Annotated in this window: 21 protein-coding genes, 1 pseudogene and 1 riboswitch; of the genes and pseudogenes, 8 read left to right on the top strand and 14 right to left on the bottom strand. The window is 29.4% G+C overall.

All coding sequences use genetic code 11. The features are described from left to right. The first annotated feature begins 7 nt into the window (after positions 1 to 7). Entirely contained in the window at positions 8 to 1252 is a 1245-nt protein-coding gene (locus Q3304_RS17035; RefSeq protein WP_176702552.1) for a D-alanyl-D-alanine carboxypeptidase family protein, read from the top strand. A 2004-nt stretch (positions 1253 to 3256) separates the two neighbouring features. Here Q3304_RS17035 and Q3304_RS17030 read toward each other — a convergent pair. The 8 genes and pseudogenes from Q3304_RS17030 to Q3304_RS16995 form a co-directional block, all read right to left on the bottom strand. Then, positions 3257 to 4825, bottom strand: a pseudogene (locus Q3304_RS17030) (cell wall-binding protein CwpV); the annotation flags it as partial. 431 nt (positions 4826 to 5256) lie between these two features. After that, complete coding sequence (locus Q3304_RS17025; protein WP_407815042.1) at positions 5257 to 6651, bottom strand: ATP-binding protein; 1395 nt, start codon at positions 6649 to 6651, stop codon at positions 5257 to 5259. Beyond that, positions 6644 to 7291, bottom strand: a complete 648-nt coding sequence (locus tag Q3304_RS17020; RefSeq protein WP_054269036.1) for a response regulator transcription factor — start codon at positions 7289 to 7291, stop codon at positions 6644 to 6646. The genes Q3304_RS17025 and Q3304_RS17020 overlap by 8 nt, the downstream gene beginning before the upstream one ends. A 360-nt stretch (positions 7292 to 7651) precedes the next feature. Beyond that, positions 7652 to 8491 carry a PTS system mannose/fructose/sorbose family transporter subunit IID gene (locus Q3304_RS17015; protein ID WP_054269035.1) on the bottom strand — a complete coding sequence of 280 codons (840 nt, stop codon included), beginning with the start codon at positions 8489 to 8491 and terminating at the stop codon, positions 7652 to 7654. A gap of 23 nt (positions 8492 to 8514) precedes the next feature. Next, complete coding sequence (locus Q3304_RS17010) at positions 8515 to 9273, bottom strand: PTS sugar transporter subunit IIC (RefSeq protein WP_054269034.1); 759 nt, start codon at positions 9271 to 9273, stop codon at positions 8515 to 8517. 45 nt (positions 9274 to 9318) lie between these two features. Continuing rightward, the gene (locus Q3304_RS17005) at positions 9319 to 9792 is read right to left on the bottom strand and encodes a PTS sugar transporter subunit IIB (RefSeq protein ID WP_054269033.1); all 474 of its coding nucleotides are present in this window, start codon (positions 9790 to 9792) and stop codon (positions 9319 to 9321) included. A gap of 23 nt (positions 9793 to 9815) precedes the next feature. After that, entirely contained in the window at positions 9816 to 10232 is a 417-nt protein-coding gene (locus Q3304_RS17000) for a PTS sugar transporter subunit IIA (RefSeq protein WP_161803362.1), read from the bottom strand. Between the two features lie 56 nt (positions 10233 to 10288). Beyond that, positions 10289 to 11347 (bottom strand): galactitol-1-phosphate 5-dehydrogenase, encoded by a 1059-nt coding sequence (locus Q3304_RS16995; protein ID WP_223152973.1) that lies wholly within the window; start codon positions 11345 to 11347, stop codon positions 10289 to 10291. A 392-nt stretch (positions 11348 to 11739) separates the two neighbouring features. Between Q3304_RS16995 and Q3304_RS16990 the strand changes: the two genes are divergently transcribed. Next, entirely contained in the window at positions 11740 to 12420 is a 681-nt protein-coding gene (locus Q3304_RS16990; protein ID WP_021382918.1) for a phosphoribosylaminoimidazolesuccinocarboxamide synthase, read from the top strand. A gap of 139 nt (positions 12421 to 12559) precedes the next feature. Here the strand turns inward: Q3304_RS16990 and sugE are convergent, their stop codons facing one another. Further along, complete coding sequence (gene sugE / locus Q3304_RS16985) at positions 12560 to 12880, bottom strand: quaternary ammonium compound efflux SMR transporter SugE (protein ID WP_054269030.1); 321 nt, start codon at positions 12878 to 12880, stop codon at positions 12560 to 12562. A 67-nt stretch (positions 12881 to 12947) separates the two neighbouring features. Continuing rightward, positions 12948 to 13053, bottom strand: a riboswitch (guanidine-I (ykkC/yxkD leader). 201 nt (positions 13054 to 13254) lie between these two features. On the opposite strand from sugE, the gene Q3304_RS16980 reads away from it, so the two are divergent. After that, a complete protein-coding gene (locus tag Q3304_RS16980) occupies positions 13255 to 14082 on the top strand; it encodes a carbon-nitrogen hydrolase family protein (RefSeq protein WP_219673717.1) in 828 nt (275 codons plus the stop codon). Positions 14083 to 14247: 165 nt separating this feature from the next. On the opposite strand, the gene Q3304_RS16975 is transcribed toward Q3304_RS16980, so the two are convergent. Both Q3304_RS16975 and Q3304_RS16970 read right to left on the bottom strand, forming a co-directional pair. Next, positions 14248 to 14424, bottom strand: a complete 177-nt coding sequence (locus Q3304_RS16975) for a 4Fe-4S binding protein (protein WP_054269028.1) — start codon at positions 14422 to 14424, stop codon at positions 14248 to 14250. Between the two features lie 28 nt (positions 14425 to 14452). Beyond that, the gene (locus Q3304_RS16970; RefSeq protein WP_054269027.1) at positions 14453 to 14824 is read right to left on the bottom strand and encodes a pyridoxamine 5'-phosphate oxidase family protein; all 372 of its coding nucleotides are present in this window, start codon (positions 14822 to 14824) and stop codon (positions 14453 to 14455) included. A gap of 242 nt (positions 14825 to 15066) precedes the next feature. Between Q3304_RS16970 and Q3304_RS16965 the strand changes: the two genes are divergently transcribed. After that, on the top strand, positions 15067 to 15570 hold the full coding sequence (locus Q3304_RS16965; RefSeq protein WP_054269026.1) for an Rrf2 family transcriptional regulator: 504 nt from the start codon (positions 15067 to 15069) through the stop codon (positions 15568 to 15570). A 197-nt stretch (positions 15571 to 15767) separates the two neighbouring features. Here Q3304_RS16965 and Q3304_RS16960 read toward each other — a convergent pair whose 3' ends face one another. Next, on the bottom strand, positions 15768 to 16169 hold the full coding sequence (locus tag Q3304_RS16960) for an EFR1 family ferrodoxin (protein ID WP_407815043.1): 402 nt from the start codon (positions 16167 to 16169) through the stop codon (positions 15768 to 15770). Between the two features lie 345 nt (positions 16170 to 16514). Between Q3304_RS16960 and Q3304_RS16955 the strand changes: the two genes are divergently transcribed. From Q3304_RS16955 to Q3304_RS16940, 4 genes are all read left to right on the top strand, one after another. Further along, entirely contained in the window at positions 16515 to 17189 is a 675-nt protein-coding gene (locus tag Q3304_RS16955) for a response regulator transcription factor (protein WP_407815044.1), read from the top strand. Further along, positions 17177 to 18337: a sensor histidine kinase gene (locus Q3304_RS16950; RefSeq protein WP_231301611.1), complete on the top strand. Its 1161-nt coding sequence runs from the start codon at positions 17177 to 17179 to the stop codon at positions 18335 to 18337. The genes Q3304_RS16955 and Q3304_RS16950 overlap by 13 nt, the downstream gene beginning before the upstream one ends. Before the next feature lie 166 nt (positions 18338 to 18503). Further along, positions 18504 to 19172, top strand: coding sequence for an ABC transporter ATP-binding protein (locus Q3304_RS16945; RefSeq protein ID WP_407815045.1), 669 nt, complete (start codon positions 18504 to 18506; stop codon positions 19170 to 19172). Between the two features lie 2 nt (positions 19173 to 19174). Continuing rightward, positions 19175 to 21634: an FtsX-like permease family protein gene (locus Q3304_RS16940; protein WP_407815046.1), complete on the top strand. Its 2460-nt coding sequence runs from the start codon at positions 19175 to 19177 to the stop codon at positions 21632 to 21634. An 80-nt stretch (positions 21635 to 21714) separates the two neighbouring features. Here the strand turns inward: Q3304_RS16940 and Q3304_RS16935 are convergent, their stop codons facing one another. Further along, positions 21715 to 23139 (bottom strand): ATP-binding protein, encoded by a 1425-nt coding sequence (locus Q3304_RS16935; protein WP_407815047.1) that lies wholly within the window; start codon positions 23137 to 23139, stop codon positions 21715 to 21717. Positions 23140 to 23157: 18 nt separating this feature from the next. Beyond that, positions 23158 to 23850, bottom strand: a complete 693-nt coding sequence (locus Q3304_RS16930) for a response regulator transcription factor (RefSeq protein ID WP_407815048.1) — start codon at positions 23848 to 23850, stop codon at positions 23158 to 23160. Between the last annotated feature and the right edge of the window lie 178 nt (positions 23851 to 24028).

The raw sequence follows: 24028 nt of genomic DNA, 5'->3' as shown, positions 1-24028 counted from the left end.
ATATGAAATGGAGGATGAGATTTTGAAAGAAAAAATAAAACAGTTAACAATACTTGCATTAATTTGTATATTTATAACTCCTGGATTTGCATCTGCAGATGCTCCACCAGTACCAAACTCTTCAAGAGCTGCACTACTTATAGACCAGAAAACTAAAAGAATATTATTTGAAAAAAATAGCGATGAAAAAATGCCTCTAGCAAGTTTAAGTAAAATGATGACCTTTTTACTTGCAATAGAAGCAGTCAATAAGAATCAGGTAAAGGAAACTGATATGGTAAAGATAGACAAGTCTACAGCTTCAGTAGGTGGTTCTACTTGTAAACTTAAAGATGGTGATGAAATATCTTTAGGAGAGCTTATGCAAGGTCTTATGCTTGTATCCGGAAATGATGCTGCTATGGCTATAGCTAAACATGTTGGTAAAACTGAGAAGAATTTTGTAAATATGATGAATAAGAAAGCTGAAGAAATAGGAATGCTTGATACGTATTATTTTAATCCAAACGGACTTCCTATATATACTGACCCAGAGCATAAGGAGCCACCTATTGAAAATATATCAACAGCTCACGATATAGTTGCACTTGGAAAGTATATGTATGACCATTATGAAAGTCAAGTTACTAGAATAACTACTATGCAAGTATATAATGATACGAAGAAAGATTTTACACACTATAACACAAATCCCCTATTAGTTTCAGTACCTGGTGTTGATGGAATAAAGACAGGCTATACAGATAATGCTGGTTATTGCCTTGCATTTTCTATGATGGTACCTAAGGATGATAAAAATGAAAGAAATCATAGATTAATAGGAGTTGTTCTTGGTGATGGTAATAAGAAGAATAGAATTTCTTCTTCTGCTACTTTATTAAAGTATGGTAAAGACAATTTCCATTCTAAGAAGATAGCTCATAAGGGGGACATTATAGAGACTCCTTGTGTTGATGGTGTTGATGATTTTAAGATAACTGTTAAAGTTGATAAAGATTTGTATGGGGTTGTTTCCGATAATGAGAATATACACCCTAAGATAGTGTTTAAAAATATGAGTTATCCTATTCATAAGGGAGATATTGTTGGTGTTGCAAAGTATTACAATGATTCTGGCAAGTTTGTTGGAAGTGTTGATGTTAAAAGTGAAAGCAATATAGGATGTATTCCTTTGAAGGATAAGATTAAGATTAAGGTTGCTAAGATAAATAGAAAGCTTGAGGTTAAAAATTCTGTTTGTTTTAAGGCTTAGGTTAGATGAGATTTATGAGAGACTCCACTTTATGGTGGGGTTTTTTGTTTTATACAAAAAATTAAAATAGTGGCAACAATTGAGGATGTGAGGGAGAGTTGCCACTATTTATATAGGGTATTATATTATGTTTTTAAGCTAGTTTTACTATCTTCTATGTTTATATAATAACTCTTGTGTGTGAATTTAATAGATAATTCATATGAAAATTATGTGAAGTTTTAGTTATAATTTTTTAGTCTTATCTAAAATTAATTAAAATAAAAACTTTTTTTTAGTTAAATTAAACCTATTTTATTTTTTATTGTATCATCAATAATATCTTTTATATTAATATATCTTCTTAATTTAGTATTTTACAATAAAAAATATTACTGGAATTAAAAATTTCCAGTAATATTTAATAATCAAAAACCTATTTGTAAAAATATATCATTTAGTAATGAGATATTAAAACTATTTAACAAAATTTGCGAACTTAGCTATTAATCTCCCAATTGTTGATATAGCACTTGAACTTGAATCTTCTTCTACTTTATATGTCTTTCCATTTTCTAATCCTGTTATTGATGTTCCTGTTAATTCTGCTTTCTCTGATTCTTCTCCCAGTGTTCCATCTGCTTTAGTATACTTCTCAACTCCATCTACTGTTACTTTGTATATCTTTCCTGATGTTAATCCTGTTATTTCCTTATCTCCTGCTGTTGCTCCTGCTACTGAACCTTCTCCTATTACTACTTTCTCTGCAACTGGTGCTACATATTCCTCTACTTTATATGTCTTTCCATTTTCTAATCCTGTTATTGATGTTCCTGTTAATTCTGCTTTCTCTGATTCTTCTCCCAGTGTTCCATCTGCTTTAGTATACTTCTCAACTCCATCTACTGTTACTTTGTATATCTTTCCTGATGTTAATCCTGTTATTTCCTTATCTCCTGCTGTTGCTCCTGCTACTGAACCTTCTCCTATTACTACTTTCTCTGCAACTGGTGCTACATATTCCTCTACTTTATATGTCTTTCCATTTTCTAATCCTGTTATTGATGTTCCTGTTAATTCTGCTTTCTCTGATTCTTCTCCCAGTGTTCCATCTGCTTTAGTATACTTCTCAACTCCATCTACTGTTACTTTGTATATCTTTCCTGATGTTAATCCTGTTATTTCCTTATCTCCTGCTGTTGCTCCTGCTACTGAACCTTCTCCTATTACTACTTTCTCTGCAACTGGTGCTACATATTCCTCTACTTTATATGTCTTTCCATTTTCTAATCCTGTTATTGATGTTCCTGTTAATTCTGCTTTCTCTGATTCTTCTCCCAGTGTTCCATCTGCTTTAGTATACTTCTCAACTCCATCTACTGTTACTTTGTATATCTTTCCTGATGTTAATCCTGTTATTTCCTTATCTCCTGCTGTTGCTCCTGCTACTGAGCCTTCTCCTATTACTACTTCTGTTGATTTTGCTGGCACTACCACATCTATCTCTGCTGTATCTGCTGTTTTACCACTTGATATATGTGTTACTGTAAACACTATTTTTACTGTTTCTTCTGCATCTGGTGGTATTATTGTTCCATCTTTCTTTATTACAGACTCATCACCTGCTGATTTTATTTCTATTTTATATCCACTTGCTACTGTTGGCATAGTTAATTTAGTCGCATCTTTTACTGGTGTAGTTACACTTGTTACTTTTGCTGCCTCATTATTTACTGCTGTCTGTAATTCTTCATCAGTTGATTTAGCTGGTACTATTACAGAAATTTCCTTTGTATCTGCTGTCTTTCCACTTGATGTATGCGTTACTGTGAACACTAATTTTACTGATGTTGCTGTATTTGGTGGTAATATTGTTCCATCTTTTTTTATAACACTCTCATCACTTGATGATTTTATCTTTATTGTGTATCCACTCGATACTGATGGCATAGTCAGTTTAGTTGCATCTTTTGCTGGTGTAGTTACACTTGTTATTTTTGCTGCCTCATTATTTACTGATGTTTGATTAGAAGAACTTCCTCCTGAAGATGAACCTCCTCCATGTGAACCTCCTCCACTTGATGAACTTCCTCCTGATGAATTAGAACTTGGACTATTTCCACTTATTGTTGGAGAATTATCTCCCTTAACACTACTTATTGAGCCCTTATTATCTATAGTAGTTCCTTTAGAATTATTTGTAACTGTAGTTATCTTTCCACCATTAGTCACTTTTACTTGGCTTGCTCCAGATGCTACTGTTAAACTACCAATCTCACCTTTAGAATTATTCTCTATCTTAGCTCCATTTTTATCATTAACCTTTAAGTTAGTTATTTTTCCATAGTTAATGAAAGTTCCATCTTTTACATCATCTATAACTGCATCATCTACTTTTGCATAGTTGTTTACATCCCCATTAGGCATGTTTATAGTTACAGTCTTTGTATATGTACCATTTAAGTTTACTGTTACTGCTTTATCAGTTTGTATTGTAAATGCTTCTTTAACCTCACTGGTTGGTTTAAAGTTTATAACATCATTTGCAGTAGCTTTATCTACAGCTGATTTTAACTCAGAAATTGTCTTAGCTTCAATTGTACTTACTTCTTGTAATGACTTCATTTCATTGAATGCTGTCTCATTACCATTTCCACCGACTTTAGTTATTTTATCAAAACTCTTAGAGTTAACTACAGATTTTTGTGAAGCTGATAAATTTTTTCCAACTAAAACTACTGGTGATTGATTCTTAGCACCTAATACACCTACTGCTAATGCATCTATAAGTTGGTCCTGTTTATTCATACCATCTTTAGTCACATAAGCATTTTTTAAATCTGTATTCTTATAGAATTCTTTTACTACCTTTGCATTCGTATCATTTCTATCTGTTCCACCTAATCTTGTACTATTTGGTAGTTTATTTTTAATAGCCTCAGAAACCGAACTCTCTCCACCTACTACATAAGATTGAGTTATCCCTGCATCCTTTATAAATTTATCTGCTACTGCTGTTCCATTTTTAGAATCAGCAAGTATTACTGGCATATTGTTTTGTGCAGCTGGTGCTCCCACACTTACTGCATCTGCAAGCCCTTTTTCACCATTAACTACAGCTATTTTCTTAACATCACTTATAGCATCTAATCTCTTAGCTAATTCTAAAGATGTTTGGTATCTTTCAGCTCCAGAGATTCTCTCAAAAGATATTTTTAAATCTTTTATTTGTTTTTCTATATTTGTACTTAATACAGAAGTTCCACCTATCAAGTATACTTTTTTAGCTTTTAATCTTTGTATTTCTGCTTTTGTCTTATCATTTAATTTATCTTTACCTGTTAAAAGTATTGGAGCATTTTTTGCCTTTGCAAATGGTGTTGCAGATAACGCATCTGCTATAGATGAGTCATTTACTATTACTACCTCATCTGCATTTTTCCATCCATCTTGACTTATTTTAACAGCAGTCTCATATCTTTCTTGTCCCGTTAAATTTGTTGCTACAGTTTGTGCACTAGCTATACCTGCTGTTGAACTTCCAGCTATCATTGTAACTGTAAGCATGGCAGCAATCTTCTTTGGTATTTTCATTGTATTTTTCCCCCTTGTCCATTTGATAACATTTAAATTTTTTAATTCTGTTCCCGTTCTAATTCTAAGGGATACTTAATGCTTGATTTTAAAGAGGTTTTCTAACTATAATGATTTTATAATTAATATATAATTTATTTACTATTTTTTTACATTATAGTTATTATAAGGAAATAAAGAAGTTTTCTAATTAATTGAAAAATTAGTAAATTTAGACTTTAACGTAGATTTAATTTTTTTGTTAATGAATTGTAGTAAAAGAGAGGATTTTACATAAAAAAAGTAGCCCTTAGAATTAAAAGTGCTACTTTTTTTACAAATAAATTTTATTATTTATACTTGTAATTATATCTTATAAAACCATTTTTTTCCATATGAAAAATAAATAATTATGATATTTTTTTAATTATTCTTTATATTTATATTTTAATTTAAATTACTTTTATAAAGATAATATAAAATTCTATCATTCCTTCACAAATTTCAACCCTGTATTCAAAATTATTTTCTTCAAGTATAGTTCTTACTATAGTAAGACCAAGACCTGTGCCAGAAAGTTCTTTACTTCTCGACTTCTCTAAAACATAAAAAGGCTTCCAGATATTCTCTATATCATCTTCCATATCATAATCTATACCATTTTTTATAGATAATACAACATTCTCATTCTCTTCAAAAAGATTAATCTCTATTTCATTATTACTAGTATACTTTATCGCATTACTAATCAAATTATTAAATACTATATCTATACTATCTTTATCTGAACTTATTACAAAGTCTCTATCTTCTATACTACACTTAACACTTATACTACCTTTATCAATCAAAAGTTCATAGTTGTTTAAACTTTTATATAATCTTTCCTTTAAATCTACTGGATGCAAATTAACTTCTCTCTTCTCATATTTTGCCCAGTACAAAAGAGTATTTATTGTATTAGCCATATTTTCTGCCTGTTCAATTATTGTATCAGTATAAGTACCATCATCTAGCCCATCTTTCATACCTATAGCATATGCTTTTATGAGTGCTATTGGAGTTTTCATTTCATGAGATGCATCTGATATAAAAGATTTTAGATTCTTATTTCTCTTATTCAATTCATTATGTGCTTTCTCAAGCTTTACACTCATTATATTTATGCTATAGGCTAATTCTTCTATTTCATCATTAGTTTTTATAGATTCAGTTCTAAAATTCAATTCAGATATATCTTTAGATAGAAGTTTTAGCTTTTCCATAGGTCTTATGATTCTATTTGATAATATAAATATAAGTATAGTTATTATGATTACTGAAAAAATACCCATAATTATATTAAATCTATTTACAATACTAATAGTTTCTTCAGAATGTTCTATAGGTATAGATATAGCAAACAAGTAATTATCTTTCTTCATAAATTTTACAAGTAAACTATATTTGGTTTTACCCTGATTATATATTTTATTTATACTTTTATTATCAATGTTTTTTAAGCTATCTTCTTCAATCCAAAATTTATTTAAACTTAGACCTTTCTTCCAAAATGCATTTAATAAATCATTATTTATTTTATCTATATTGCCCTTATCTTTGTAATCTTCATTTAATTCTATATATACTATATCTGTATTATTTTTTTCTTCAATAGAATCAATATCTGACTTTAATCTGTTTATGTCTTTATGTTTGATTTCATCTGCAATATTATCCAATATATTTCTTTTTTCATGTAAATAATATCTATGAATAAACATACTATTTATAGCTATCGACATCACATATACAACCACAACTACTATGGATATGCTTATGGACAGTTTTTTGTTTAGTTTAGTCATTAAAGTCCTCCAAACTATACCCTAATCCTCTATAAGTTTTTATTATATCTTCTCCTATCTTCGCTCTTAATCTCCTTACATGTGTGTCTACTGTTCTAAAATCTCCATCATAATCCAAGCCCCACACTAAATCTAAAAGTTTTTCTCTAGATAAAACAATCCCCTTATTATTGATTAGGCAGTGCATTAATTCTAATTCTTTTTTAGTCAATGGTAGTTCATTGCCACTTTTAAAAACTTTATTTGAACTAAAATCTATTTTTAAATCTTTAATATTGATTGTATTCTTATAATTTACTAGTTTCTTCGCTCTTATTATTAAAACTCTAGGGTCAAATGGTTTTTTTATGTATTCATCTGCTCCTATATTAAGTGCCTCTATCTCATCTTCACTTTGACTTTTGGCAGTCAACATAAGCACTTTTGTGTTACTGTTTTCCTTTATTTCTTTGCAAACCTCTATTCCATCAATTACTGGCATCATCCAGTCTAATATCGCTAAATCTATCTTATTCTCATAAAAAATATCTAAAGCTTCTTCCCCATTTTTTGCAGTAAGTACATTGAAATTTTCTTTTTTGAAATATGCACAAAGTATCTTAAGCATACTAATTTCATCATCAGCAATTAATATATTCATCTATTCACATCCCTAAAATTTATTATCATATTACATATTATATCCATTGCTTCAATTATATAAAATATATGTTACAAGAAGTTTACAATTATTTATAATATATTAATTACATGTAATTGCTATCTTTTTAAATCAACTTAAATTTTCATGTACAAATAAAAAAGTACCTCATCTAGATTAAAAATCTTTCTGAGGTACTTTTTAAAAGATTATATACTCTGTATAATGTGTATAATCTTAAAAATTACTCTATTATGAATTTAATTTACCCTAATTACTATACCTTTTATTACTACTTCTATTATAAATTTAATCAATCTATTTATAATCCTCTTTGACACATACAGTATATACATTTATTTAAAATAATCCCACAATACCTGTAATAGCTCCCACTACTATTAATATAAACATTATTTTTATTGGAGAAAGTCCTTTCTTTAAGGCAAAAAGTACTAATAATGTAAGTACCAAAGGAATTAATCCTGGAAATATCTTATCAAGTAAATCAGTTTGAAGACTAAATTTAAAATCTCCACTAGTATAACTTATTGGTGTGGATAAATTAATAAATCTACCTACAAGTCCTCCCATAACTAAAGTCCCTAGTATAGAAGCTCCCTCTATAACCTTATTTACTATCCCACCTTGAAGTATGCTTTCAACAGCTTTTTTACCGTACTTATATCCATTTGTCCACATTCCATAAGAAATTGAAGTCATTATTACATATTGAGCTATTACAAATAATATAGGTCCTGCAATTGATGCTCCTCCCTCAGTTAAACCAATACAAACAGCTAACACTATTGGTGTTATAACTCCCTGAGTTAAAGTATCACCAATACCTGCTAATGGACCCATCAAGCCTGTTTTTATTGCATTCATACCATCTCCACTTATCTCATCTGCACCATTAGCCTTTTCTTCCTCCATTGCTATTGTTATTCCATGTATAACACATCCACATATAGGCTCTGTATTAAAAAATGCCAAATGAGTTTCAACTTCTTGTTTTAACTCTTCTTTATCTGGATATAGTTTTTTAAGTACTGGTAACATTGAATGTGAAAATGCTGTTGATTGTAATCTTTCATAATTATAATTAGACTGCGCAAAGAAAAACCATCTTAACCATGATTTTATTACATCCTTCTTGCTTAACGTTTTCTTAGACACTTCACTTTTTATATCTGACATAATATTTTCCCCCTCTCATGTATTTAAGATGTAGCACTATCTTTTCCGTACTTGATTGAAGTAATTGTAAGAGCAAGTATTACCCCAATAACAGATATTACTATTATATCTACTTTAAAATAAACAGCCATTAATATCCCTAATATGAAAAAAGGCATAGTAAATTTATTACCAATCAATTTTAAATTCATAGCAATTCCAAGCGCTGGTAACATAGCTCCAATTACATTAAATACATGAAGTACATTATCATTCATTACTTCCAACATCCCATCTATGGCATTTGGTCCAAAATAAACAACTAATAATGCAGGTATAAAACTCATTGCAAATAATAGTATTTGTGGAGGTACTATGTTTATAAATGCTACTTTATCAACATTTCCCTTTTGAACCTCCTTATCAGCCCAATGTGCAAAAAAAGAATTTACTGTCATCTTTCCAATCCAAAGAACCGTTGCAACAGTACCTAATGGAACTGCTATTGCCATTGCAGTACTTACATCTAGCTTAGATGCTATAGCTAAAGCAGTCCCCACATATCCTGCAAAAGCTGGGTCTCCCATTTGAGCCCCCCCTGCTGATATAAATCCCAAATATATCATATTTATACCTGCTCCTATAATTGCACCTTGAACAGGGTCTCCTAATATAATTCCTGTTACAAATCCAGCTAACAAAGGTCTATTCCATGTAAAAAATCCAACATAAGTCAACCATGGACTCCAAGAAAGATAATAAAAAATTGCTATTAATACTGCCTGAATTAATGAAATTTGCATAGACTTCCTCCTTATCTACTCCTAAAGATTCACAAGATAGTATTTTTATAATAACGTTCCTACATCAATTTTTTTTGCATCTGGTACTATTTGTATAAAACACTTAATATTCTTTGATATTAGTTCTTTAAATATTTCTTTTTCTTCATCTGATACAGATATATTTTTATAAAAACTTCTTCTTCCAAGTCCAGCTCCCATACCTCCAACATTTAACTCTTTTAAATCTACTCCATTATTTACTAGACCCAAAATAGTTTTAGGGTATTTAACTAAGACTATTAAATTTTCATCCCCATTATATGATTTTAATACCTCAGCACCTGATTCTACATCATGTACCTCAACCTTAACAGTTGATGGTGCTGCCATTTGTAAAACTTGAACTATGAATGGGTCTTTTACAACCAAATCGTCTACTATTATTATCCTTTTTGCTGATGTAATCTTACACCAAGCAGTAATAACCTGACCATGTATTAATCTATCATCAATTCTTGTTAATGCTATATTACTCATAATAATTCCTCCAGATTTTTATTTTATATATTTAAAACTGCTTTTACATCTTTAATTCCTGATATACCAACTTCTTCACATAAATTTTTTAACTCTTTTAGTTTCATATTTTCTCTATTTAAAAATAATTCTAAAAGCATAGGTAAATTTACACCTGTTAAACATTCTAATTCACATACTTTAGCAAATTTATTTATTACAATAGCAGATGTATTAAATGGAGTTCCACCATAAAAATCAAGCAATAATAAAACACCTTCATCTTTATATTTTTCAATTCCATTTTCTAATCTTTTACTAAAATCATCTATACTGTCACCATGGTTTAATCCTAAAGTTTCCACTTTTTCCTGTTTGCCTACTATTAATTCGGCACTTTCCAACATTGCCTTAGCCATATTTCCATGTGCAGCTATAACTATTCCTGCCATATGAATCATACCTTTCTTAACTAAACTTTTTATATAAATTTAAATTATTACTTTAATACTATAATCTAATTAGCTACATTAACCATTATCTTACCAAAGAAAATATCTCTTTTGTATATTTTTTCAAAATAAGATGGCACTTCCTCCAAGTTTATTCTATGTGTTACTAATTTTTCAACATTCATATCCCCTTTCTTCATATGATATAACCCAGCACTCCATTCTTTTCCTGGGAATGGGAATGAATTTCCAAACCAAGTTCCTTTTACAGTCAATTCACTTCGTACTATCTTCTCAAATTGTTCTCTAGTTAAAGCTACATCTCCATATGGTACTCCTGCATACAACACTGTCCCCCCCTTTTTAGCTAACAACAACACTTGACCACATGTCATTGGAGTTCCTGCTGATTCAATAACAACATCTGCACCAGCATCATTAGTTAATTTTTTTACTTCCTCTATAAGATTCTTGTCTTTTGCATTTATACATATATCTGCCCCTAACTCTTTTGCTAGTTCTAATTTTTCATCAAACACATCCACAGCTATTATTTTCGTAGAGCCAAATATCTTTGCCCATTGTATTGAAAATAATCCTATTGGTCCTGTTCCAAGTACTACAACAGTATCTCCAACTTTAGTCTCTGACCTAAAAAGACCATGTCCTGCTATACATACTGGTTCCAATGCAGCAGCTGTCTCATAGCTTATTTCATCTGGTATTTTTATTAAATTTCTTTCTTTTAACTTTGTATACTCAGCAAAGCATCCTCCAAGCTCTTTATTTCCTATTATTGATACATTATTGCATCTTGAATATAGTCCTTTTTTACATTCATCACACTCAAAGCATGGCATAGCTGGGCAAACAGCAACTCTATCTCCTATTTTGAAATTTTTTACTTCTGAACCAATTTGAGCTACCTCTCCAGAAAATTCATGACCCAAAATTTCTCCCACCATATGTGGACCTGTCTTTGAATATTTTGATATATCAGAGCCACATATTCCAGCTACTTTTACTTTTACTATCACATCGTCGTTTTCTAATATTTTTGGTACCTCTACATCCTCAACTCTTGTATCTCTTATACCATAGAATCTAACTGACTTCACTACCATTCACCCCTATTGTTTATTTTATTTAAATATACATTCATGTTCTATACGTTAAATATATTAAGCAACTTCCATGCCAATATATGTAAATACTGTTTTCATGCGATTTATCAGATTATCATTAAATGTGTGTCAAAGTGTGTCAATTTTTTTTTATATGAAGCCTTATGTGTGTCAATATAAATGACACTCACCTTCTGTGATATGTCTTATATCATAAAATCTATAAAATGTACTTTTTTTATTATTTTTACAAAAATGTTCGGAAATTTTACTACTATTTGTGATATAATATTAAATATAAGGTATCAACATAAATCTTCATGCGAATATCAGAACTTTTTTGACACTAATGCCTTATTCAATATAATAATTTAACTTTTTGGAGGTTGTTTATGAAAAAAGTGTATCAAGGAAAAACTAAAGATGTTTTCGAACTAGATAATGGAAATTACTTATTAAAATTTAAGGACGATGTAACTGGTAAAGATGGTGTATTTGATCCAGGTGAAAATAGTGTAGGCCTAAGTATAGATGGAATTGGTAGAGCTAATTTAGAAACATCTGTTAAATTCTTTGAAATTCTAAACAATGCTGGAATTAAAACTCATTATGTAGGTGCTAATTTAGAAGAAGCAACTATGGAAGTTCTACCAGCAAAAGTTTTTGGTAATGGATTAGAAGTTATTTGTCGTTATAGAGCTGTTGGTAGTTTCTTACGTCGTTATGGTTCATGTGTTGAAGAAGGAGCTAAACTAGATTGTTATGTAGAAGCAACTTTAAAAGATGATGACCGTTGTGACCCACTTATAACATCTGAAGGTCTAGAAGCTTTAAATATTATGACTCAAGCTCAATTTGATTCAATGAAAAGTATGACTCAAAAAATTTCTAATATAGTTCGTGATACTATAGCTGAAAAAGGACTTGAACTTTATGATATCAAATTTGAATTTGGATTCTACAATGATGAAGTAATATTAATAGATGAAATAGCATCTGGAAATATGCGTGTTTATAAAGATGGTGTAATAGTTGACCCTATGGATTTAACTGCTCTTTTATTAGCAAAATAATACATAGTATATACATCTAATTTTCAAATATAATAAACTTGTAAAAAAGAAAAGCTATGAAGTAAAGAATTTTTAAATGTAATTATCTTAAGACATTTAGAAAATCTTTACTTTCATAGCTTATTTAAATTAAGTTATTCTAATTAGTAGACAACAACTTTAGACCTACAATCCCCACAACAATAAGACCTATACATGCAATTCTAGCTATACTGATAGGCTCATTTAATATAGCAATTCCTACAATAGCTGTACCAACTGTACCAATGCCAGTCCATATGGCATATGAAGTTCCAAGTGGAAGATGTTTAAGTGCTAATGATAAAAAGTAAAAACTGACAATCATTCCAACAACAGTAAGTATGCTTGGAGTTAATTTAGAAAATCCATGAGAATTTTTTAGTTGAAAAGCCCAAAAAACTTCAAACAAACCTGCAATAAATAAAAATAACCATTTCATAAAATCATCCCTCTTTTCAAATATCTCTTTTTTTACCAATAAAATAACCTGAGAAATATTCTAAAATATCTCCCAGGTTTTTATCCTTCCGTGTTCACAACAAAACTATGTTGTGGGTTTTATCTCGGACCAGACCAATCCTTAATAATTGCGGAACCCTATAAAACTCTATTAATTATTCTATTGTATTTATAATACTATCAACATATATAAGAAAAGTCAATATATGGATATAGCCCATAATCATAATAATATCTACATATTTTTTTAGATACACTTATTTATTTTATTTACCTATTTATAAGAATCTAAGAATATCTAATTTTTATTTAATATGTTATAATAACATAAAAATATTGAAAGGAGTAATTTCTATGAATTCCTATAAAATTGCAGTATGTCAGATGATGACTACAGAAAATAAAATTGAAAATATCAATCATGCTGTAGAAATGGTAACAGAAGCTGCCGTCAATGGAGCTAAAATTGTGATTCTGCCAGAAATGTTTAACTGTCCATATGAAAATAAATACTTTCCTAAATTTGCTGAAGAATATCCAGGTGAAACGACAACTATATTGAGTGAATTAGCTGAAAAGCATGGAATTTATCTAGTGTCTGGTAGTATACCTGAATTAGAGGATGGAAAAATCTATAATACTTGCTATGTATTTGATAAAAGTGGAACTCTAATTGGAAAACATCGTAAAATGCACTTATTTGATATTGAAGTTACAGGAAAGGTTAGTTTTAAAGAATCAGATACTCTTACAGCAGGAAATGATGTTACTGTAATAGATACTGAATATGGAAAAGTTGGTATAGCTATTTGTTATGATATTCGATTCCCTGAGTTATCACGTTTAATGGCTCTTAAAGGTGCTGAAATCGTTATTTTGCCTGCTGCATTTAATATGACTACTGGCCCTGCTCATTGGGAGTTATCTGTAAGAATGCGTGCTTTAGATAATCAGATATTCTATGTTGGTGCTGCACCTGCTAGAAATAAAGATGCTTCCTACATAGCTTTTGGCAATTCAAGAATTTCAGACCCTTGGGGAAAAATTATCGCTCAAGCAGACGAAAAGGAATGTATTATTTATGCTGATATTGATAGAGATTTAATTCCTGAAATAAGACAACAGTTACCTTTGCTTAAACATAGAAGAACAGACTTATATGAACTTAATACTTTGAAATAATAAACATAAGAGATGAGGCTATTGCATGAGCAAATTAAATCTGCTCTGCAATAGCTCTCTCTAGTTGTACTCTAACAAACACTACTATTTTCACCATATTTCATAGTTTTGACTTAGCAAATAAATCATTATTTTACTATTAACTCTATTTACTTGATGATATTTCTATTGATTTGGAGATATACACTTTTTAGGACATATAAGTTGACAAGCTCCACAGTCAACACATACAGATTCATTAATTATTCTTTTTTCTTCTAATTTTGTTATACATCCAACCTTACATACTTTCTCACAAGACCCACAACCTATACAATTAGATTTATTAATTCTTCTTGGCATAATTTTCTCCTCAAATTTAAAATATACTTTATAAAGTTTGTTTACAAGACTCAACTGTAATTTCTAATACTCTTGTTAAAAAAGGAAATTTCTCTACCATCAGTTTAAAATCACTTCCTTCTTTTAAGAATCTAGCTTTTCCCTCAAGTAAAAATCCTGTTCCCATGTATCTATATCCCATTACTTCATGACTACCAATAGTTAATTTAACTTTGGAGTTGATATTAATATTTTCCTCTGTTTTAATCATTGCAGCTGCTGGAATTAAGATTTTATTTTCGTCAGCAAGAACTATATAACTATTCCAAGTGTTAGATACATGAGCCTCACTATTATTATAAGTTACTATAGAAACTACACCTTCATTATTTAATACTTCAAAAAATTTTTCTGTAAACATTTTATATTTCCTCCTGTATATTAAGAATCATTCTTAAATTGATAAATATTTAAAAAATATATCAAAGATATTTATTATCGTCGATATTAATTATCCTTAATTATACTATAATAGTTTTTACACTATGTCAATGATAAAAATTATATTATTTTATAAAATTTGATATTAAGGTAATGGGTTGAATGATAATTAATAATAATGTATTATTAAAGATATTATTTTAGAGAAGGAGTTTTGTTGTAATGAAGTTTTCAATAGGAGTAGAATATGCACTACATTGTTTATTATATATGGTGAATTTAGAAGAAGGTAAATCTGTTGGAATTAGAGATTTGGCAACATTTCAAGGAATATCAGAAACTTATCTATCAAAAATATATGCTAAATTAAGTAAATCAGGAATAGTAAAATCTGTTCCAGGAGTAAAAGGTGGATATGCATTAGCTCGTGATGCAAAAGATATAACATTTTGGGATGTTATTGAAGCAGTAGAAGGAAAAGAATCATTCTTCCAATGTGCAGAAATTAGACAAAATAACATATTATTAGATAAAGAAAATTTACCAGACACGCATACTAAATGTCCTTGTTTAATAAAAGTAGTAATGCTAGAAGCTGAGAATGAAATGAAAAAATACTTGAATAATAAGACTTTATCATGGTTATATAATCAAGTATATAATAACATACTTCCTAAAGATATGGAAAAAGCTACAATAGAATGGTTTAAAAATACTAAAAAATAATTTATTGAAGAAGTTACACACTATAAAATAACACCATGTCTTTTTATAATATGTAACTTCTCTCTTAATTACTAATCTATCCACTAATAAATATATATCTTTTCTTATCAAATATCCTTAATAGTTTCCTTCATCATATCCTCCAACTTTACATTTGGATTATGGTATCTCTTTCTATCTTTAGTTACATCTTTCCATTAAATTGCTTGTTTAGGACACCAATGCACGCATGCCAAACAATGTTCACAATTATGTAAAAATCTTGGTCTACCCTCTTCAATGTCAATATTATTTACAGGGCATACTTTTGAACAAATACCACATTCTATACAACTATCTTCAACAGAAAAATATCTATCTTGATTTGCACAAGATGAAATATATTTTTTATATAACTTTTTATATATAAAATTTGTTTTACCAATTTTATTGCTTTTCTTATTTAAAATCTCCTTTGACACTTTGTTAGCCTTAAGTTCTGCTTTACTAAGTAAATTACTAATTTTTTTATCATCCTTAATGCTGTACTCACAAATATAATTAGAAACCATTTGTATACCTGAACCTAACTTTAATTCATACCCCTTCTCTTTTAACAAAACATCAACATCGAGATTTCTCTATTTATTTAATAACTATCTAAAATAAAATTAGTTGGTATATCAATTATATTTTAATCAAATATAAAAAACAACAGTAAGTGATATATCAACTGATTAATGTATATTAATTCATTTTTATAATTTATCTGATGTTTAATTGATATAAAATATGTCTTCAATTAAAATTACCAACAATCATATGCTTGATTTATTTAATGCCTCAAAATATACTAACTTTAATGATTAAGTTTTGATATACACATAGAAATTTGATAATTTATTGAGATTTTTATACTAGAATAAGCATACTTTAAAGACTTTTATTTAGAAAGGAGAATTTTTATGAACAATAAAATACTTGTTGTAGATGATGAAGAAGGGATAATAACACTCTTAAAAGATTACTTTGAAATGAACGATTATGAGGTCTTCACTGCTCAAAGTGGAAAAGATGCATTAGAAAAAATATCCATGAACCCAGATATTATTTTACTTGATATAAATATGCCCGAAATAGATGGGATTGAGGTTTGTAATAGAGTTAGAGATTATGTATCATGCCCTATTCTATTTCTTACTGCTAAGATTGAAAATACTGATAAAATAAATGGCTTTCGTGCTGGTGCTGATGATTCTATTGTAAAACCTTTCGACTTAGATGAACTTGAAGCTAGAGTGTCTGCTCATTTAAGACGAGAACAAAGAAAGTCTAAACAAACCAAAATTAAATTTTATAATAATTTAGTAATAGATTATGAAAAAAGGTCAATTTCTATAGATAACAATCAAGTCTCACTTTCGAAAAAAGAATTTGATATAGTAGAGCTTCTCTCCATGAATCCTGGTCAAGTATTTGATAGAGAAAGAATTTATGATAGAATCTGGGGATACAATAGTAATGGCAATAGCGATGTTATAATGGAGCATATTAGAAAAATAAGAATCAAATTATCAAAATATACTCTTGAAAATTACATAGAAACAGTATGGGGAGTTGGTTACAAATGGATAAAATAAATAATATGTCACTAAAAAAGTCTTTCTTTTTTCTTACTTTATCTTCACTAATTATAGCATCAGTACTTACAGCTCTATCGTACATTTTACTTAATAATATATATAACTCTATACAAAATAAGTATTTAGGTACACCTCTACATACAGGAACTATAACTATACTACAAAATAATATTAACCAGTTTAGTGATTATGATAAAACATTACTTAATGCAATTAGCACACTTCAACTTGTGCTTCCACTTGTATTTTTTATAGGATTTTTATTACTGGCTGATATAATTTTTTATAAGATAAAATTGAAAACACCTATTGAAATACTCAACAAAGGTGCAATTGAAATATCTAAAAATAACTTAGACTTTTGCTTAGAATATAAAAATAATGATGAATTAGGTAATCTCTGCAATGCTTTTGATAAAATGAGGTCAGAACTAAAGAAAAATAATATAAAAATGTGGACTATGATTAATGATAGGAAACAGCTCAATACTGCTTTTTCCCATGATTTAAGAAATCCTCTAACCGTTCTAAAAGGTTACTCAAATTATTTAATAAAATACATACCAACAGGAAAACTTAGTGATGAAAAGATTTTATCAACTACACAACTTATGTCTGAGCATATTAATAGAATTGAATGTTATGTAGAGAATATGAGTAGTTCTCAAAGATTGGAAGATTTAGTTGTTTCAAAAGCTCTCTTGAATATAGACAAGTTTATAAAAAAATTAGATAGAAATCTATCTATCATTGCTAAACAAGAAGAAAAATCTTTTACACTTAAAAGTAATCTAAATAATATAAATCTATTGTTTGATGAAAATATTATTTTCAGAGTTATTGAAAATATAGTATCAAATGCTTTTAGATATGCGAAAGATAATGTATCTATACTCATATATTTTGAACAAGAACTTCTTACATTTGTAATTGAAGATGATGGGATAGGATTTAGTGAAGAATCTCTAAAATCAGCCTTAAAACCTTTTTATAGAGATAAGGCTTCAAATAACAACAACATACATTTTGGTATGGGTCTTTATATATCTAAGATATTATGTGAAAAACATGGTGGCTCTATTTCTGTTGAAAATAACGTATCCAATAGTGCTAAAATTACAGCTAAATTCTCAACAAAAAATTAAAGCAATTTTACAATCCCCACTGCTCTTCTATAAGTTTTTGTTAATTTATAATTTATAGACTATATCTTTTTGAAATAAATTTTTAAGTAAATAAAATTGAGAAACTGAGAAAAAATTGAGTTTTAAAACTTACACTCTTCTTATATAGAAAAGGAGAGTGTTTTTTATGATTATAAAAGCAAAACAATTATCAAAAATATATGGTTCTGACAACAATAAAGTTATTGCACTTAATAATGTCAATTTAGAAATAAACTCAGGAGAATTTGTTTCTATAATTGGTCCTTCTGGAAGTGGAAAAAGTACGCTTTTACATATCTTAAGTGGTTTGGACAACCCTACATCTGGACAGGTGTTTCTGGATGATAAAGATATATATAAATATAGTGAAAAGGAATTATCTGCTCTTAGAAGAAAGTCCTTTGGATTTGTTTTTCAACAGTTTAATCTTTTACCTGTTCTTACAGCATCAGAAAATATTTTAATGCCTGTACTTCTAGATAAAAAACAACCTGATAAAAAATACTTAAATGAAATCTCATCATTACTTGGAATCACAGACAGACTTCACCATCTTCCTCATGAACTTTCAGGTGGTCAGCAACAAAGAGTTGCAATTGCAAGAGCACTTATTGCAAAACCAGATATAGTATTTGCTGATGAGCCTACAGGAAACTTAGATAGTAAAAGTGGTAGCGAAGTTATGAATCTTCTTATCAAAACCTCAAAACAGTTTGGTAAGACTTTAGTTGTAATCACTCATGATGATAGAATTGCAAAACTTGCTGATAGAAGACTTTCAATTATTGATGGCGCACTTATGGAGGTGGAATAATAATGAAGAGTTATCTTTCACTTTCAATAAAAGAATTAAAAAGCCAAAAACTTATGACTGCGCTTATTATTATCGCAATAGTACTATCAACCATTATGACGACTGTGATTGGACAGTCAATTGCTATACTTCAAAATTTAAGAATTGAACAAGCTCGCTCTTTTAATGGGGATAGGCATGTATCCTTTCATCAACTTACCAAAAATCAAGTTGATAAAATAAAGAAAGATAATAGAATTTATCAAGCTGGTACTTCAATAGCTCTTGGTACTAGTAAAATAAAGGATTCTGGTATCTCTGTACTTGTAAAAGAGTATGATAAAATAGGACTTTCCAACTATCCAAAGTTAACAAAATTAAAGTCTGGAAATCTTCCTAAAAATGATAATGAAATAGCCTTAGATGAAAATACGCTAAAACTTATGGGTATAAAACCAAAACTAGGTATAACAGTACCTATGAATTTGGATATTTCACTTTTAAAAGATACTATACCAGCATATAATTACACAGCCAACTTTAAATTGAGTGGTATTTTAGAAGATGATTATACAGGATATGCAAGTGGCATAGTAAATGGTATTGTAGGCAAAGGCACATCAGAAAATTTTCTGCCTAAGAGATATGCCTTATCTTCATTAGATTTTAAAGTAAAACAACAAGACGAATTTCAAGAAATAGTGAATCAATTAGCTAAAAATATAGGTCTTCCTCACGATTCAATTCAGTATAATTGGATTTATTTAAATGCACTTGGGATACAGTTTGAAAAAGATAATTCTAATGATGATAGTATATCTATTATTATATTGGTATCTTTATTCGTTGCTTTATTAGTTTTATTGGCTTCAGGACTTGTAATCTATAATATTTTAAAAATATCTGTTACAAAGAAGATTAAAGAATATGGATGTCTAAGAGCAATAGGTGCTGAACCAAAGCAACTATATAAGCTTATTATTTTACAAGTTTTAATCTTATGTGCTATTGCTATACCTATTGGAGTTATAGTTGGAATTATATCTTCTGAAAGCATAACTACAATGGTAACTAATATCTTAAACCCAAATATACTTCTAGCAAATAATAATACAGAAATAACTGAGATTATACATAAGAACTCAAATGCTTATCTATTCCCATTATTAGTAAGTTCTAGTATGTCGTTGATTTTTTCACTTATTTCGGCATTACCATCAGCAATATACGCTTCACATGTATCTCCAAAAACTGCTATGGCTGGTACTACTACTAAAATCAAAAGAAAGATTAGAAAAGAAAAAACAATAAAAAACTTTGAAAGACATCTTGCATGGTTAAACTTAAAAAGAAATAAAGGAAGAACTATAATAACTATACTCTCTTTATTTATGAGTATAACAGTATTCGTTGCACTGAGTGAGTTTTCTAATGTATTAGATGTATCTAAATCAGTAAGTAGTTTAAAAGAAGGAGATTTCTCCTTAACAAACGAAATAACTGGTTTTGATAAATCCACTCTAGATAAAATAAACAGCATGAAAGATATCAATCGTACTTCTTTTATAAAATACTCAGAATACAAACAAGAGGAAATAGATACAAATATCAATTTTGAAAATAGTGGTGAGATGTTAAAAATCATTGGAATCGATGAGCAAACCTTAAAAGATTGTATGCCTTCTATTACAGATTCTACACTAGAAGATTTCAAAAATGGTTCTATTTGTTTTATAAAAAATCCAGTTGCGATTTCTACTCCAGGTATAAAAACTAAATATACAAGCCTAAAGCCAAAGGACAGTATTACAATAAATAAAAAGCAACTAGAAATATATAATACAATAGATAAAATGTTTATTTTACAAGGTAAGGGTTGGCTAAATGGTGTTGATATTCTTGTATATGACTCTGTTTATGATACTTTGACAAACAAGGACAAGTTCAATCAAATAAACATTTATGCTAAAGATAAGTCAGATTTAGAACAAATAAGATTATCTATAGAACAGATTTGTAAAAACAACCCAGGTTCTCATTGGATATCATATATCGAATCAGACAAGCAACTCAAAGAGAGTTTTAAACAAATAGAATTTCTAGCATGGGCAGTAATCCTGTTTGTGGGCTTGATTGGTACTTTAAACATAATTAACACAACTAATACAAATATAAATACTAGAATTAATGAGATTGGGGTTAAAAGAGCTATTGGTATGAGTAATAGTAGCCTCTATAAGATGTTTTTATGGGAAGGTGCTTACTATGGAATTTTCGCAGCCATATTTGGTTCTATTGCTGGATATGCCAGTGCCATTATCATAAACATGGCAACTATAGAAAAACTTGATTTTGCTAATATACCAATTCTTTCAATCTCACAAGCTACTCTTGTTTCTATACTTGCATGTATAATAGCCACTCTTATTCCATTAAGAAAAGTAAAAAAGATGAATATAATTGACTGCATAGATATTAATTGAAATTTAAGAAAGAGGAGGCATAATATCACTCCTCTTTTGATTTAAAATATATAAGTTAAATTTATAAAGCTTTTAAGTAATTAAGAGACATGCCAAAATATAACACATGCCCCACCTGATTTTGAATTTTCTATTTTGACAGAACCTCCAAGCTGTTCCACTAATTGCTTAACAATATAAAGTCCAAGACCAGAATGACCACCTTTAGTCTGTCTAGCCTCATCACCTCTATAAAACTTATCAAGAGCCTTTTTCAAATCTTTAGAACTAAACCCACTACCAGAATCACAAATCTTATAATAGATATAGTTTTTTTCAGCTTCTACGATGATGTTAATACTACCACCTACTGGAGTGTATTCTAGACTATTGGATATAATATTATCAAAAATTCGTGTCAATCTATCAACATCTATTTGAACTGGAGATTGTATATTACCCTGTATTTTTAAAACAAGCTTGATTTCTTTTTGATGAGCCTGTAATTCATAGCCCTGTACCTTTTGTTCCAAAAACTCAGGTAAATTTACAGGGACGAGGTTCAATTGTATATTTGATTTTTCCAAATCAGAAGTGTATTGCATTTTCTGAACAAGAGATGCACTTTTTTCTGTATTTTCTCTTATAACTGTAAGATACCTGTGTAATTTTTCGTTACCCTCTAAATTATTGTCAATAAGTGCATCTGTATATCCCAAAATAATAGAAAGAGGAGACTTCAAGTCATGTGCTAGAGCCTCTACCATCTCAACACGTTCCTGTTCCATTTTCCACTGTACAGATAAAGATTTCTTTAATTCATCTTTCATTTCAGAAAAAGCACTACAAAGTTCTCCAAGTTCATTATCTGAGTAGTAGTCGATTTCAAAATCAAGGTTCTTTTCTCTTATCTTCTTGGATGCATCGATTAAGAGATGTACTGGTTTATTGATATTTTTTACAAAATCTTTAGAAAACCATATAGTAAACCCAATAATATATAGGAATGGAGAGAATAAACCAGTTGCAATAATTACACCTATAAATTTCCCCCTATTATTTGCAAATGTAACTTTTACTACATAGGATAGAATAACAGCTCCCTCAACCTTCCCATTGTCATCTTTGATAGGAATAGTATAGATATAACTTCCTTTATGAGAAGTTTTTTTGCTAAAATTGCTAAACAATTCTTCTTTTGTCTTGAATGGTTTTTGTGGATTAGTACTATACAAGACATTGTCATTATCATCCACAACTTGATATAAAATCCCATTCCCATGAATAACACTTTTTAATTCGTCTTCATTCGATTGAGATAACAAGTCTATGTTTTTTTCATTAACGTATGCCTCAATTCCAGAAACTTGCCTCTCATAATAATTTGCTGGATAAATGTCTTTATTTAATGAATATATAAACAAGTAAATAGCAAACACATAAGTAATTACTGTGGAGACTATACTAGCCACTATAATCAAAAGAAAGGTGCGCCTGAATTGTGTTATAAGTGATTGATTTTTCATTTAATATTTTCTCCTTCCTTACATTTTATTCCACTTATATCCAATTCCCCAAACTGTAGAAATGTATTCTTTTTCTGGCATCACAGCGGCAAACTTAGCTCGTATTTTTTTAATTCGTTCAACAACAGTTGAAGAATCACCCTCAGAATCGCATCCCCATACTTTTTCATAGACTTGTTCTCTAGAAAAAACTTGTCCTGCATGGAGTGCTAGTAGTTCAACAATATCATACTCTATTTTAGTTAAATCAATCTCCTTACCATCAATTTTAACTGTACGTTCCCTCATACATAGACATAACTTTCCAAAGTACAATGTAGAGCGTTTGTTCTCTTCATTGATATACTGTGACCGTTTTTCCCTACGCAAATTGGCTTCAATTCTTGCCATAAGTTCACGTAGTCCAAAAGGTTTTGTTATATAATCATCCCCTCCAAAGGTCAAGCCCTTGATTTTGTCAGTTTCTGACTGCTTTGCACTCAAAAATATAATTGGACACAAGACATCATCCCTAATTGCCTGACATACTTCAAAACCATCCATTTTAGGCATCATAATATCTAGTATGATAAGGTCAGGCTGCTTTTTTGATAACTCTATACCAGTCTGTCCATCATAAGCTATCGATACTTCATGCCCTTTTCCCTTTAACTCGTCTTCAAGTAACATTACTAAGTCTACTTCATCATCAATAATCAATATTTTACTCAATATAACACCACCTTTCTTTTAATAGGAAGGTAAGTATTAAAGTAATATATATCTACTCGCAATTTTTCCTTCCTTCCCATATTTTAAACCAAGTAACCCCTCCTCTGAACCTCCCATGACTAAAGTCACAGGGTTCCTGTTTCATAGAATTTCGCATACTAAAATATGTCTTACCAAT

It is taken from the genome of Clostridioides sp. GD02377, from assembly GCF_045899875.1.
Taxonomy (GTDB): Bacteria; Bacillota; Clostridia; order Peptostreptococcales; family Peptostreptococcaceae; genus Clostridioides; species Clostridioides difficile_A.
This window is presented reverse-complemented; position numbering and strand designations above follow the sequence as displayed.